The 14433-nt window shown below is 33.3% G+C and carries 12 protein-coding genes and 2 pseudogenes; 7 read left to right on the forward strand and 7 right to left on the reverse strand.

The genetic code is table 11. The features are described 5' to 3' along the window. The first annotated feature begins 84 nt into the window (after positions 1-84). Positions 85-699: a TetR/AcrR family transcriptional regulator gene (locus QRE67_RS26190; RefSeq protein WP_286125516.1), complete on the forward strand. Its 615-nt coding sequence runs from the start codon at positions 85-87 to the stop codon at positions 697-699. Between the two features lie 520 nt (positions 700-1219). Here QRE67_RS26190 and QRE67_RS26195 read toward each other — a convergent pair. Further along, positions 1220-2653, reverse strand: a complete 1434-nt coding sequence (locus QRE67_RS26195; RefSeq protein ID WP_286125517.1) for an IS4 family transposase — start codon at positions 2651-2653, stop codon at positions 1220-1222. Between the two features lie 106 nt (positions 2654-2759). Between QRE67_RS26195 and QRE67_RS26200 the strand changes: the two genes are divergently transcribed. Further along, positions 2760-3922, forward strand: a protein-coding gene (locus QRE67_RS26200; RefSeq protein WP_286125462.1) for an IS3 family transposase whose coding sequence is annotated in 2 segments (ribosomal slippage) — positions 2760-3027 and positions 3027-3922 — 1164 coding nt in all. Because the reading frame shifts where the segments join, the coding sequence is not laid out codon by codon here. A gap of 108 nt (positions 3923-4030) precedes the next feature. On the opposite strand, the gene QRE67_RS26205 is transcribed toward QRE67_RS26200, so the two are convergent. Continuing rightward, a complete protein-coding gene (locus QRE67_RS26205; protein WP_286125518.1) occupies positions 4031-4909 on the reverse strand; it encodes a hypothetical protein in 879 nt (292 codons plus the stop codon). Between the two features lie 295 nt (positions 4910-5204). Between QRE67_RS26205 and QRE67_RS26210 the strand changes: the two genes are divergently transcribed. Next, positions 5205-6635 (forward strand): IS4 family transposase, encoded by a 1431-nt coding sequence (locus QRE67_RS26210; protein ID WP_286121019.1) that lies wholly within the window; start codon positions 5205-5207, stop codon positions 6633-6635. A 266-nt stretch (positions 6636-6901) separates the two neighbouring features. Here the strand turns inward: QRE67_RS26210 and QRE67_RS26215 are convergent, their stop codons facing one another. Beyond that, positions 6902-8332 carry an IS4 family transposase gene (locus QRE67_RS26215; protein ID WP_286125519.1) on the reverse strand — a complete coding sequence of 477 codons (1431 nt, stop codon included), beginning with the start codon at positions 8330-8332 and terminating at the stop codon, positions 6902-6904. 193 nt (positions 8333-8525) lie between these two features. Between QRE67_RS26215 and QRE67_RS26220 the strand changes: the two genes are divergently transcribed. Genes QRE67_RS26220 through QRE67_RS26230 form a run of 3 tightly spaced genes read left to right on the forward strand, consistent with a single transcriptional unit; the run spans position 8526 to position 10071 of the window. Next, positions 8526-8978 carry a helix-turn-helix transcriptional regulator gene (locus tag QRE67_RS26220; RefSeq protein ID WP_286125520.1) on the forward strand — a complete coding sequence of 151 codons (453 nt, stop codon included), beginning with the start codon at positions 8526-8528 and terminating at the stop codon, positions 8976-8978. Between the two features lie 24 nt (positions 8979-9002). Beyond that, positions 9003-9320 carry a hypothetical protein gene (locus QRE67_RS26225; protein ID WP_286125521.1) on the forward strand — a complete coding sequence of 106 codons (318 nt, stop codon included), beginning with the start codon at positions 9003-9005 and terminating at the stop codon, positions 9318-9320. Between the two features lie 43 nt (positions 9321-9363). Beyond that, on the forward strand, positions 9364-10071 hold the full coding sequence (locus QRE67_RS26230) for a hypothetical protein (protein WP_286125522.1): 708 nt from the start codon (positions 9364-9366) through the stop codon (positions 10069-10071). Between the two features lie 347 nt (positions 10072-10418). Here the strand turns inward: QRE67_RS26230 and QRE67_RS26235 are convergent, their stop codons facing one another. Together QRE67_RS26235 and QRE67_RS26240 are read right to left on the reverse strand one after the other, a co-directional pair. Then, positions 10419-11018 (reverse strand): undecaprenyl-diphosphatase, encoded by a 600-nt coding sequence (locus QRE67_RS26235; protein WP_242274723.1) that lies wholly within the window; start codon positions 11016-11018, stop codon positions 10419-10421. A 444-nt stretch (positions 11019-11462) separates the two neighbouring features. Further along, entirely contained in the window at positions 11463-11630 is a 168-nt protein-coding gene (locus QRE67_RS26240; RefSeq protein WP_033708081.1) for a type 2 periplasmic-binding domain-containing protein, read from the reverse strand. Positions 11631-11874: 244 nt separating this feature from the next. On the opposite strand from QRE67_RS26240, the pseudogene QRE67_RS26245 reads away from it, so the two are divergent. After that, positions 11875-11961 (forward strand): annotated as a pseudogene (locus QRE67_RS26245) (DNA-binding protein); the annotation flags it as partial. A 541-nt stretch (positions 11962-12502) separates the two neighbouring features. Here QRE67_RS26245 and QRE67_RS26250 read toward each other — a convergent pair. Both QRE67_RS26250 and QRE67_RS28750 read right to left on the reverse strand, forming a co-directional pair. Continuing rightward, positions 12503-13210, reverse strand: a complete 708-nt coding sequence (locus tag QRE67_RS26250) for an IS6 family transposase (RefSeq protein ID WP_286125523.1) — start codon at positions 13208-13210, stop codon at positions 12503-12505. 91 nt (positions 13211-13301) lie between these two features. Then, positions 13302-14394: pseudogene (locus tag QRE67_RS28750) on the reverse strand (Tn3 family transposase); the annotation flags it as partial. Between the last annotated feature and the right edge of the window lie 39 nt (positions 14395-14433).

Genomic DNA, 14433 nt, shown 5'->3' on the forward strand with positions numbered 1-14433 from the left:
ACATTTAGGGCATAAATGTAAGATAAGAAACAACCGGATGAAATCTGTTGTTTATAATGATAATAACGAACAGGGAGGTATAAGATGTTGAAAAAGGCGGATCTGCGGATTATTCGGACAAAGAAATTTATATATGACGCTTTTATCAAACTGATAGCGGAAAAGGGATACGATGCTATTACCATTCAAGACATCACAGATGAGGCACTCATCAATCGAGCAACATTTTACTCGCATTACAGGGATAAACAAGATTTGTTAACAAAGCTTAGTGAGAATGTACTAGGAGAGTTGACAAGTAAGATGGTCCTATATGCCCATGTGCAGGGACATCAAATAGATTTTTCGGAATTCGAGGGGATTTTACAATCCATATTTGAGTGTATATTAAAACATGCAGACTTTTATAAAAGCATGCTTGGACCTCATGGCATTCATGATTTTAACCTAAAAATGCAGCAGACTATTATGGATAATCTTGAACAAAATTTCATTGAGCTTAAAATTGAAGACCATGACTTAGATATTCCAAAGGATATGGTATTCCATTTCATCACTTCCTGTGTTGTTGGGATGGCAATTTGGTGGCTTCAAAATGACATGAAATATTCACCGAAATATACTGCAAAACAATTAGTGAAGCTTATGACTAAAGGACCCTTGTGTGCAGTGGGTTTTACTTTGTTTAATGAGGGCTAGAAGGAGCAACTGTACAGGGAAGTGCAAGGTGGTTTCTAATAAATATATTAAAAAAGAAACACGAAGGTTTTTTACTTCTGTGTTTCTTCAAATTTTCGCTAATTGATTGCTCGATAAAGAGAACCTTACAAAGAAAGGAATAAAATATTCTCCTCGTAGTAAACAACTCAGTGGTATCAATGTATATATGGTGCCCTCTACTACCATAAGGAAGTTTCTTTTTTGAAAAATCTTAAGAAGATCTCTGGAGTGTTAGACGTTCTTTCATATTTAATTTGAATGTCCCATATGGATTTACGTGGGCATAGATAAGTGGTGTTAAAGCTCTAAAATCTTCTGGCACTAACTTTTGCAGTAAAGATTTATTTTTGTCTAAGAGGGGTCACCATACATGCCCATCAAGCTAAGGTTGGGTTTCCTATGAACTTCCGTTCATGTTGCCTACATGCTTGATATTTTGTTTATTTGTTTTTAAAAATACGCATACCAAATAAACCTTGATACGGTATATTTTTAAAGATTATGCAGTTTTCTGCTTTAGATTGGATACAGTACACTGATAAACGACACCTAAAATATCAAAGACTGTCTTTTTCTCATATCGATGCGATTTCCGTCCGTTTTTCTGTAAGAGGTCAAACAGACGAAGGAAAATTTTTGATACTTCTTGGGTGTCTTTTTGTATAGCTTCATATACTAAGTACAAATGATCTTGAATCATATAAATTGCTTTATATTCACTTAATTCTTTTTGTTTTTTCTGTAGTAACAGCTGTCGCATTTTGAACATAGTGGAAGAACAAAGAAAAATAGCGATTAACTGTCCATAAAGATGACATTCTAGACGCTCTCGCTTAATATTGTGACAATGATTAATACCAAAAAGAGATTTCCATGTTTTAAATACAATCTCTATTTGCCAACGTAGTGAGTAGATATCATGAACTTGTTCCATCGGAACAAGTTCCCATGGTATGTTGGTAATATAAACGTTAATTTCTGTTAATCGTTTACTTTTTTCAGAGTATGTAACTCCTTTTTTCTTTTCAACATAGGTTTGCTGTTTCCTACGTTTATGAGTTTGAGTTGATGTCAGTCTGTATATTACAACTCGTGAGGGTAATTTTTGTTGTCCAATATAGGCATTCCGGATTTCATAAGTATCTCCTGGTTTTATCTGATGCATAATATCTTCAAGGTTAAGTAAAACATATAGAGATTGCTTTTTTACTGTCCCATCCCGAAAGAATTCTGGAGAATCATTTTTTACATATACTCTATTATTTAATTTTAACCGTGAAACATAGAATACACCGCGTTGATCCATCTGGTCTAAATCTTTTAGAGAAAAGTATCCTAAATCTCGAATACATAAATCTCCTGGGCGTAAGGTATCTAAACAATCTGTACCAAAGGTTTTATCATTATTTTTACCTGGCTCCATTTGAAAATTGAGGAATTTTCCACTATGTAAATCATACTCTAGCTGAATTTTGATACCGGCTGTTTGTGCACATCCTCCTGAACCAGGATAAATAGGGGATAAATGATTGGGTACTTGAAAAATAGTAGCATCTAAAATACGTATACGTTGAAAATAAGAAGTATATTGGTTTTGGATTTGAGACGAATCATTTAGTTGGCTTTTGACTAAAAGAGAAAATATACGCTGTAGAAATAAAACAGCGCATCGGTTAAAACGTTGATTAAGTCCTTCTGGACTCATAAGTGTAGCTGTATTTGCATAAAGTTGACTACATAATCGAGTGAGGGAATCACTTGCTACGTGTTGACTAATCCAAATACATAAAGCGGCCAAATCTCGTGCGCCATACTTACTTTTACGTTTTACGAAACCCGTCTCCTGTGCAAGCTGTTGAAGGATGTTTGGAGATAGATATCGCTGTAGTTCTTCAGCGAATAAATGAAACTCATCTTGAATCGATAGAGTCATACAAAACGCCATCCTTTCTGTATGGAGTGAACCCTGAGAATGAGACGATAAAAAACACCTCTCTAAATCGTAAGTAAGTTATGATTTTAATGGAGGTGTTTTTCGCATGGGGAAAAAGACGCATTATCCCGCCGAAATAAAGTGGAAAGTAGTTGAAATGAAACACCAAGGATTCAAAAATAAAGAAATTATGGATGCCTTAGGAATTAAGCATGTGGCTCAAATTAAAACTTGGATGAAATGGTATCGTGAAGGTGAAACCTATCGGTTTGAACAATCTATTGGAAGACAATCTGCACATGGAAAAGGCTTAAAAAAGTTAACAGAACTTGAACAAAAAGAATTAGAAATACGTTATTTAAAGGCAAAGATTATATTGCTGGAAAAGTGCCAAGAAACCTTAAGGAGGTGGGAGGAAAAGAAGAAATAATGAAAATGATAAAGGAATGGCAATCAATTTTTACAATTGCAGAACTGTGTTCCATATTTAATATTTCGCGCGCTACTTATTATCGTTGGAAAAAGCACGAGAAAACAGTAACTAATCATGAAGAAAAAACCGTAATAGAAATATGTCAACATCATAAATATCGGTATGGATATCGTCGGGTTACAGCTTGTCTACGTAATCAATTTAACATTGTAATGAATCATAAAAAAGTATTACGTATCATGAGAAAATACAACGTATTATCTCGGGTTAGAAAAAAGAAGAAGATATTTGTGCTCGGTCATGAACCAGTGGTAGCTAAAAATAGAATACAACGGAGATTTAAAGCTACCAAGCCTAATGAAAAATGGTTCACTGATATCACGTATTTGATGTTCGGCAATAAGACTCTTTATTTTTCATCTATTATAGATGGGTTTAACAATGAAATTGTAAGTTATAAAATAGGTGAGACACAGGATGTTTCTCTTGTATTAGATACTCTAAAAGAGGCTTTAAGAAAGCGAAATGTGATTGATACGATTTTACATTCGGATCAAGGAAAAGTATATACATCAAAACAATTTCAAACATATGCCAAAGAAAAAGGCATTATCACAAGCATGTCTCGTACAGGAAACTGCCATGATAATGCCCTCATAGAATCCTTTCATTCTCATTTGAAATCCGAAGGATTCTATGCGCAAAATATAAAACAATCGAATAATGCTAGTATAATACAAACTGTGGATGAATACATCCACTACTATAATAATGAACGGATTCAGAGAAAATTAGATAACATGTCACCTATAGATTATAGGAAACATGTGGTCTAGGTGTTTTTTCTTTGTCTCACCAAATGGGGTCAGACCAATATATGCCTACAAAAAGTATAGCTTTTTTTTATATTAGATTAAATGAAATATTAAATTATATTAAGATCCTTATGTGTTGGGTGAACACTTATTTTCCTCATATAACGTATTAACATGCTGTTTTATATTTTTGATGAATAATAGAATCTCTTGACTAGACATTCTAGCATGTTGAAGATGAAATATGTTGCCTTTTCCGATTTCTAACTCGTTTGAATTCAATGTAATAGGGATATTCCTAAAGATATGCCATGGAAAATACAAGTGTACAAAAGTTTCTCTAAAATATATACCCGATTGACAAATTAATACGCCATCCGATCCTTTACTCAAATTACCAAGGACAGAGGTATCTAAAAAAGCAATGATTTCTTCTTCTTTTGAAACAATATATCGTGCCCAAATTTCCTTTAGCTTTTTATCTGAAATATGAGTGTCTACAAATAATCCATTATCAGGTTCTAATAATTCATCGTACGTCTCAAACAAAGAGCAGGTTGATTTTATCTCGTCAATTTTTATAACTGGATGTATATCATTTTGCTTTGAATTATGGAACGAATTTGTAAGAGCTATAAGTAATTCTTTAAATAACTGCGGTGGATAATCACTGCAGTTAATATTAAAACTTTTTTGTGCATCAAAAGATAAAAAACCATCTTTATCAATTTCGATTTGTTGTACTTCATTTAATTTATCCCATTTCATATTTCCTTTACCTAATAACCAATTTTCCCAATATAAACCCGAACTTGTAAAATAAACACCATATTTTCCTGAGCCAAATAAATTGCAACTTAAAAAAGCAATAATTCGATCATCCGTTGGTATAGAGAAACGTTTTTTTGCAATTGATAAGAAATCTTCAGGTATTCTAGTAACATAAAATCTAGACTGCTGATATTCTAAACAAATATCAGTTAAACGATTAGTATCTATATTCAGCATGATAATTCTCCGTTTCTTATATATTTTCGATATATAAATTATAATATTACCAGGTAAATATTAACACTTAAAATTCGCTTAAATTGAGAGGCACTCAATTGGATTCTAAAATAAATTTGTATTAAATTGAAAAATTTATTATATATTTTTATCGTTTTGGGGTAGTGTCTTCTTATTAGCTTGATGGCGATGGGGTAGTACCACACATCCATCAACTTAAGGATTTAGACTATTCTTGAAGTTAAAAGCACGTTACTATTCTCTTATGTTAATGAGAAAGGATGACGTGCTTTTTATGAATATGCATCAAAAACAAGAGTTGTCTTTATTTGCTGAAGAGTTATATCGATATATGTCTCCCGCTACACTTAATCAATTAGCTATAGAAGCAGGCGGAATGAAACGAAAACGGAAATGCCATGGGCACCATTTTTTATCTTTATGTGTATGGTTAAATCAACAAATCGCTACTACCTCTCTTACTCAACTTTGTAGTCAATTAGAAACTTCAACAGGAATTTTATTAAGTCCTGAGGGACTTAATCGACGATTTAACTCGGCTTCTGTAGCCTTCTTTCGAACTGTATTTACTACACTTCTACAAGCTAAAATTGGGGGATTATCTAAGATTTCTCATTCTCTTTCTGCTTACTTTGAGCGTATTCTTATCCTTGATTCTACAACATTTCAAGTGCCGGATCGATTTGTATCTACTTATCCTGGTGCCGGAGGATGTAGTCATAAAGCTGGTGTGAAAATTCAACTAGAGTATGACTTGTTGAGTGGAGAATTTTCTGATGTGAAAATTGAACCAGGAAAACGAAGTGATCAGGCGTATGGTGCGACTCGAACAGGCATGGCACAAAAGAATGAACTATATATTCGTGACTTAGGATATTTTCGTTTACAAGACTTTAAGTCTATTCAAGATAAGCAAGGATATTATTTATCACGTCTTAAGTTACCAACTAAGATATATAGAAAAGAATTCGAAACAGTCGTGTTTAAAACAAAACCCGCTCAACTGAGGCCGGTATATATACAAATTCATTTGGAAGACATCATGAACCAATTACAACCTGGCCAAGTGTATGAATTACATGATGTATATGTAGGGAGCAAAGACAAACTACCTACTCGCATTGTGGTTTATAAATGTACGGAGGAGCAAAAACAAAAACGCCTACGTGATCGAGCTATTCGTGAAAAGAAAAAAGGAATTACATATACAGAGCGTACGAAACTTTTACAAGGAATTACGGTATATATGACAAACATTCCTACGGAATGGGTACCAAAAGAGAAAATCTATGATTTATATTCACTACGTTGGCAAATTGAACTGTTATTTAAAATATGGAAATCCTGGTTTCAAATTCATCGTTGTAAATCTATTAAACAAGAGCGATTAGAATGTCATCTTTATGGACAACTCATTAGTATCCTATTATGTTCTTCTACAATGTTTAAGATGAGAGAACTCCTGTTACGTAAGAAACAGAAAGAGCTAAGTGAATATAAAGCGATGTACATAATTAAAGATTATTTTTCACTTTTTTACCAAGCATTACACAAAAACACCCAAGAGCTATCAAAGGTTCTCCTTCGTCTGTTTAACCTCCTACAGCGCAACGGACGAAAATCTCATCGATACGAGAAAAAGACAGTCTTTGATATTTTGGGTGTTGTGTATGAGTATACCACTTCTACTCATCAGGTAGCATAGTAAAAAAATTCAAACCCGTCAGGGTTTATTTGATATGCCTACTTTTATAACATCTATAAACGATAATAAAATACTACGTGAAAAAACCGCGTTTTGTATAAAAATATACCTTAAGTTGATGGATGTGGGGTAGTACCACATGCCCATCAAGCTAAGCTTATATTAGTTCAATTTCACGTGAGATTTTTTCTTTTTTCTAAAGATCCAGTGTAAGCTCTTTAAAGATTTGCACACCAAATAAACCCTATTGGGTTTCATTTTTTAGATTACGCTACATGATTATGAGACATAGAAAAGTGGTATACGACGCCTAAGATATCAAAAACTGTTTTCTTCTCATACCTATGGGATTTTCGTCCGTTTTTCTGTAAGAGATTGAACAGACGAAACAATATCTTTGTTAATTCTTGGGTGTCTTTTTGTAAGGATTGATAAATAAGTGGGAAATAATCTTTTATGATATAAATCGCTTTATATTCGCTTAATTCTCGTTTCTTCTTGATGAGGAGTAATTGGCGCATTTGGAACATGGTGGAGGAACAGAGAAGGATGCCAATTAATTGTCCATATAAATGACATTCTAGTCGTTCTAATTTCACAGAATTACAGTGATGAATACGAAAAAATGATTTCCATGTTTTAAAGATAAGTTCAATTTGCCATCGCAAGGAGTAAAAATCATATACTTGTTCCTTTGGCAGATATTCCAAAGGAATATTTGTAATGTAAAAGTTAATAGCACTAAGCCGCTTACTACGTTCCCTATACGTAATTTGCTTTTTATGTTCTTTAGATGCTAAATCCTTTTGTCTACGTTTCATTTGCGTTTCAGTTAATTTATACAGAATAAGTCTTGCAGGAAGCTTTTGATACATTCCAATATAAATCTCAGGAATTTCATATGTTTCACCTGACTTTAATTGGTCAATGAATTGCTCCATATCTAATTGGATGTATTCAGAGTGCTTTTTTATTGTTCCATTTTGAAAGTATTCAGGCTCTTTATTCTTTTGATAAATACGTGTATTGAGCTTTAATCTTGAAATATAATAAGCATCACACTCGCTTATAGTATGTAGGTCTTTTAAATCAAAGTATCCTAAATCACGTATACATACATCATGTGGTTGAAGAGACGTTAGGCAAGTAGAACCATAAGTTTTATCATTGTGTTTTCCCGATCCTACATGAACATGTAGAAACTGACCACTAAGTAAATCGTACTCTAGTTGAATTTTTACACCAGCATTTTGGCCACTCCCTCCTGAACCTTGAAATGTAGAATTAAATTTATCTGGAACCTGAAAATGTGTAGAATCCAATACACGAATACGCTGAAAATAGTTTGTATACAAAGTTGGAATCTTGCTAGAAGAACAAAATTGTTGATGAAGTAAATGTGCTAATAGTTGTTGTAAAAACTGAACAGCCTGAGAATTAAAACGTTGATTGAGTCCTTCTGGACTCATAGAAATACCTGTGTTAGCTTCTAATCGACTACATAATTGTGTCAATGAAGTATGAGCTATGTTTTGACTTAACCAAATACATAGAGCCACTAAATCTTGTGCGCGGTATTTACTTTTTCTTTTCACAAATCCTATATTTTTAGCTAATTGCTCTAAAGCATCAGGTGACATATATCGTTGCAACTCTTTAGAAAACAATTCTAGTTCGTCAGAAATCGATAAATTCATATCAAAAACGCCGTCCTTTCCTATGTTCCTATAGAAAGAATAGCGTATTTTTTCATTTAAGGGGGAATTTTGTTTTATTAGCTTGATAGTAATGTGGCGGGACCCAATATGCTTCCTATTTTCAAAAGGTAACTTATAGTGTAATATTACACTATAAGTTTAATTAAACACTAATTCATGGAAGTGATGTTATTTGAATAGAGAAACTGTAATTGATTTGATTTCTAAGAATGTTCGTCTGATTCGTCTTGAAAAAGGATATTCTCAAGAAAAAATGGCCACTGTTCTAGGAATTTCGAAAAAGACATTGGTTCAAGTTGAAAAAGAAAGAACATTAATTAGTTGGACGAATGCTGTCGCAGTTTGTGCCTTATTTAAGGATAGTCAAATCTTAAAACACATTTTAGGAGAAGAATCTTTTGAGGTAATCGAAACACTAGCCCACGATGGTATGAATACGCCAAAAGTAAAAACATTAGGCGGAAAAATGTTTTGGAATGAGATTGCGAAAAAAGGAAAATTTCGAGTACAACAAAATGTGATTAGTCAACATTTTCGTATTTTAGATGATAGTGATTATAGGTGGTATAGCACGTTTGAAGAGGAAGATGTTATAAATCGTTTTCACGAATTAACTAACGAGTAATTAAATTTTAGAGAAGAAATTACAATGGAGAAAAATAAGAAAGTCATTATATTAAACAGTATATTAGTAGGAACTATCATACTAAATCTATTTATCTTTACTTCACGTATGCGCTTTTTCCCTTGGTTTATTGAAGATGCATGGGGATATTTAGGAGTATTACTTACTACACCAATTTTAATAGTTATTTATTTCATACTAAGATATTTTCACAAGCAACAACTAGTCACAAATATAAATAAGACAATTCTAGTATTTTTAGCAGCAAATTTCCTAATCAATCAAAATGAAGGAAAAAACAATTACGGATTTAGAATATCTATTTATTTTATAAGCCCATAATAGTATTCGTGTATGATGAAGTAGAAATAAAAGGAGATGAAATATGAAAATAACATGTAGCATAATGTCTAGTTTATTACTATTAACATCATGTGATATATCGAATAAAGAAATTGAACAAAAAGCACAAAATTATACAAAATCGGAGTATGGTATTTCTGTTAAACTAAATCAAGTTGAAATACCTGACCAAAATAAGAATTGGCTGGGCCCAGACACGCGAATAGCTTCTGTACAGCAAGTAGATGAACCATATTTGCAATTTCAATTATATTTTCATGGACGAATCTCTCCAAAAGTAAATAATGATAACTATAAAATAAAAAAAGAAGCGAACGATTTACAAGAAAAATTCAATACATATTATGAAGGAAAAGGGAATAACAATATATTTACGCTTGACCAAGTGCAGACGGGAGAAGTTGTTTTCGATAAAAAGTATGAGAAAGAATTAGCAAAGAAACATCCGAAGTTTTATGCTACGGCAGTTTTTAGAAGTAATATTTTTTTGGATTTAAACAATCCTGCACATATGGAAAAATTAGCGGAGCTTGCAAATAGTATTCAGGAATTTAATAAAACAATTGAAAATAATAAGAGTAGTGTGGAAGACATAACGATTCAGCTGCCAAATGCTAATAAGGGTTTATTACAAAATATTGCAGTAGATTATGTATTAACTGCTGAAGAAGCGAAAAAGACCCTTGAGAAAAGGGATGATTATATGGAAGCTTTACAGCTTACAAAGTGAAAAAGGAAATCATTTCGATTTCCTTTTTTATATTCTATTCACGCACCAGAAGATCATTGATGAATGTTTAGTAGTAATGCTTCTAAAGGTAATGGAATTTGACGCTTACAAAAAAATTGTACATTTTTACCTGGAGATGCCAATTTTCTCGTTATGGGGGTATTTGCTTTTCTTAACTTGATGGCGATGGGGTAGTACCAACAAAACGCGAATTTCGTACGCTATGATTCTTTCAACATAAAGATTGTTGATAACTTGTACGTGTCAGAACAGCTGCAACATGAATACATTCCATATATAGGTCGTCAGCATCTGTATCTTTCACGCTAACTTTTATACTTGTATACTCAAAATCCCTTTGATTTGTTTTTGGATGGTAAAACATGTTTCTCTACTCTTTCATATAGAGTAAGCAATTGCTTGATAAAAGAAAATTTCGGTACTAACCAATACGAAAATAACGCTGAAACACATCCTATTAAAGCCCCTATTGCAACATCAAAAGGATAATGAACCCCTACCCAAATACGAGAGATCGCTACACAAAATGCAAGTATAAGCCATAACCATCCAGTCTTTTTACGAACAAGCCAAAACGAAAAACAAATCGAAAAAAAGAGAATCGTATGGTCACTAGGAAATGAATTATCTACAGCATGGTCGACAAGTTTATTAACATCAGGCAATACTGCAAACGGTTGATAATTCAAATGAAATTTCCCTGCTATTTTTCCAATCACCTCAGCAATCACAAAAGCAACCATCGCTTGAATAACCATCATCCTACTTTTTCTGGACCCGGTAAACCAATAAGCTATAATAATTAAACCAAAAATATATACCATATATTCTGCCAAAAATACCATGGCTGAGTTTAGGAATGAATATTGTTTACCTAAATCATTAATTGCTCGAAAAATATCAATATTGAATTGAGAAAAAGACATTTTCAAATCCCTCCTTTATAGTAAGGTGTTTAACTGATTGCCATATACCTTCATTACATGAATAGTTTTGATTATTGTACTCATCTAAAAATACCAACCTTCTTGTACGCTTATAATTTTATTATGGGAAAAAAGGTTTAAATGGGACTTAACTACTTCTTAACTATGTGAATGTACTGTTTCTTCCTCTAACATGACGTTTTCACTTAAAAAATAAGCGGCATACGTACGTATATTTCGACTAACGTTTTTAAACGCGAGCTGAGAAAACGTCATCTTCCTTCCCCTCCCACGCTTTTTTTACTTTCATAAAAATAGGTATCACCATGAGTATGACATCTCCTTCTTCTTTCTTCTTTTTCACTATAATAAAAAAAGAAAAAGGAAAACATCGAACTTTCTTACAAACATTCGTGCATTCTTACAGTTTTGTCATTTTTCTCGTCATTTTGTAAATGTGTTCATCGCCTTGCCTTTCGCTATTTTCAAAAACTCTTGTAACTCTGGGTTTATATTCGTCTTTCGGTATGCAACGGCTAGTTCCGCAACAATTTTAGAATCACATATTTCTTTGTAGACAACTTCTGATTGATATAATTTATTTGCAGACACCTATCCGCTGTTAATTAAATAAGGAAAATTATATGTTTCTAATACATGTTTTTGATCGAGCTTTAATTTAAACCTACAAAGAATTAAGGAAAGTACCCAAAACGACCATTTTAGAGACTTTTTTGTACTGGTTAGTCCAACTTTAAGGTCAATAACTATAAGGTTTCTAAGACAAACTAGTGAATCAAACCTATTTGTCGGTTCATCTAAACGTACGAAATCCGCGAAATGTTGGTGCTACCCCTTTTTGCACCCTGAAGGAAAGCGCAAGGAATGGATCATAAGCCGTCAGGCAATGTATGAATGGTTTGGAGAGCCAAAAAATAAGTAGAAGGGTGTTAGAAGTGAAAGAGGAAATATTTTCTTTGTGGGGAGGATTCAAGAATACACTCAGCTTGATTGTTTGGTTTTGGATCATAATGCTCTTTATATTTGGAGAAAGCTTGTTACAGTAGTATTGAGTCGAAGAACTTCAGGGAGCTCCCATAGGATTTAGATTCCAGGGAGCTTTTTCATTATAATACAAAATAATTTCACGTACCGTATTATTTTTAAAAACAATACACAACAACCAGTCAACATTATAGTTTTGAAATTCTATTTTCTTTGCGGTAGCACGCACATTTAAAGATTTTTATACGCTAAGAAATTCTAAAAACTCAATATTACTTATTTCAATGAGGTTTTGATGTAGAGATGAGTTTTGAGATAGATTGAAAGCTGTTTTCAGCATGTTATTCATTAATTTTCATTTGTCTTAACGTATGTTTTCCGCGATATGTTGGCGCTTCATCTTTATTTTTAAAATTGGTTCTGGTGCAAAGATAAAATAAAAGAGACTATAGCTCATATATTTCTAGCGGAATTCTATTTTATGCTGTAAGCCCAAACAATCGATGGATGAATTCTTTCTGGTTTTGGACAGACTGATCCCGTAAATCAATCTGTTCTTTTTTAATCATATGCATAGCTTCCACTCCTGCAAGAATGGATGTAGCTGTGCCAAAAGACTTGAACCCTAACATAGAACGAACACGTTTCTTAATAAAGCGATGATCTTGTTCCACTATGTTATTGAGATATCTAACTTGCCTTAGCTCTATGCCTTCAGGCATATGCTTTTCTTCTTTCAACGCTCGAATTGCTACAGGATAAGCGGGGTTCTTATCTACTGTTATCACGCGAGGTTTAGAAACATACGAAAAAGCCAAGGCTTTCTTGAAAAAGCGCTTGGCTGCTTGTTTATCTCTTGATTTACTAAGATAAAAATCAATGGTGTTCCCTTCGGAATCTACAGCACGATATAAATACATCCATTGACCTTTTACTTTGATATAGGTTTCATCAACTCTCCATGAGTCATTTGTTGATTTAAGATGATATCGTACTTTCTCTTCTAATTGAGGCCCATATTGATGAACCCAACGCATAATGGTTGTGTGAGCGATTGATACTCCTCGTTCTTCCATCATTTCCACCAGGTTACGAAAGCTTAAATTGTACCGCAGGTACCATCTTACTGTTAATAAGATTAGTTCAGGCTGATAGTGTTTCCACTTGAATAAGTTTTGCTTTTCCATACTAATCACGTCCTTTTTTAAAGTACTAGTATCAGTATGTCCAAGTTTCGAAGATTCGTTACATGAGCCTTATAGTTTTTGCACCAGAACCGGATAAGGCAAATACAGGTGTCGATTGTCCTTGTGTATCCGCATGAAGAGTATCTGGTTGAATATCAGATTTATTTTTTAATAGCCCATCAATAATATATACCGCTTCCCAAACACCACAGGGGATAAAATGACTAAAAAGAGCGATATAATTATCCGCAACATGATGATAGGCAAGCCCTCCATATCCGCCATAACGAATGTGGTATTCTGATACTAAATTTTCTATATACATATCATGTTTTGTTCCATCAGCTGAAGCTACTTTTCCCGTCCCCCATAGTTTTGGTAAACTAAATGTATTATATTGATTCAAAACATCCTGAAGTGCCGCATTTAATTTCGGAATATGAATATGTCTACGATTAACAAAAGAAAGCCTGTGAGCTGTAATCGTATTACGCATATGTTTGGCTGTTTGTGTTGGTCCTAAATTACATCCATATCCAAATGTAGTAACAATGTAACGTTCCGTTGGATTTTCTAATTTAGGATCAGATCCGGATAAAGGACCAAAATGTCTTGTCCAATGAGTCCAATGTTCTACATTACAAATGTATATCTAATACGGTTCGTTCTGGTAAACGTTGTATAATTTCTTTTTCTAACAATTTACTACTTGTAGACACATCTCTTCGTGCCAATCGTTTTAAAATAAGTTCTCCATCTTCTGTTATAATCACCTGGCCATTATTCGGATAATTTAAATCTACCGTATTGGCGACAGAAGTTAACTTGTGTTTCAGTTGTTTAACAAAATGAGTAGGAAATGAAGGGAAATTAAGTTCTTTACAATACTCCTTAACTAGCGGTTCGCACTCTTCCCAAGGTAATAACTGTTTCCTATAATCGGCGTATTTTTCAGAACCTTGTACACTTACGTCACCTGTCTTTAATTCGGAAGCTAAATAGGAAAATATACAGATTTCAAGACGTTTACGATACAATAAATTAGAATCCTTTCCAACTCGAAGAGTTTGCCTCCATTGCTCGTTTGCGAATGATAAATCAAGATTAGTAGGAAGGTGTTCTACTCTTCGATTTTCATTTAGCAATAAAAATTGTAAAGCTTTTATAAGAGAATCGGTTCTGGTGCAAATATTTGAAGAAGAACACGAATAATAGTAGATTCC

Source organism: Bacillus sp. DX3.1, from assembly GCF_030292155.1.
Taxonomy (GTDB): Bacteria; Bacillota; Bacilli; order Bacillales; family Bacillaceae_G; genus Bacillus_A.

What these genes read in the sequence shown, in the direction of transcription:
- QRE67_RS26190 (WP_286125516.1), top strand. Translation starts at nt 85, where the DNA reads ATGTTGAAAAAGGCGGATCTGCGGATTATTCGGACAAAGAAATTTATA.
- QRE67_RS26195 (WP_286125517.1), bottom strand. Translation starts at nt 2,653, where the DNA reads ATGACTCTATCGATTCAAGATGAGTTTCATTTATTCGCTGAAGAACTA.
- QRE67_RS26205 (WP_286125518.1), bottom strand. Translation starts at nt 4,909, where the DNA reads ATGCTGAATATAGATACTAATCGTTTAACTGATATTTGTTTAGAATAT.
- QRE67_RS26210 (WP_286121019.1), top strand. Translation starts at nt 5,205, where the DNA reads ATGAATATGCATCAAAAACAAGAGTTGTCTTTATTTGCTGAAGAGTTA.
- QRE67_RS26215 (WP_286125519.1), bottom strand. Translation starts at nt 8,332, where the DNA reads ATGAATTTATCGATTTCTGACGAACTAGAATTGTTTTCTAAAGAGTTG.
- QRE67_RS26225 (WP_286125521.1), top strand. Translation starts at nt 9,003, where the DNA reads ATGGAGAAAAATAAGAAAGTCATTATATTAAACAGTATATTAGTAGGA.
- QRE67_RS26230 (WP_286125522.1), top strand. Translation starts at nt 9,364, where the DNA reads ATGAAAATAACATGTAGCATAATGTCTAGTTTATTACTATTAACATCA.
- QRE67_RS26235 (WP_242274723.1), bottom strand. Translation starts at nt 11,018, where the DNA reads ATGTCTTTTTCTCAATTCAATATTGATATTTTTCGAGCAATTAATGAT.
- QRE67_RS26250 (WP_286125523.1), bottom strand. Translation starts at nt 13,210, where the DNA reads ATGGAAAAGCAAAACTTATTCAAGTGGAAACACTATCAGCCTGAACTA.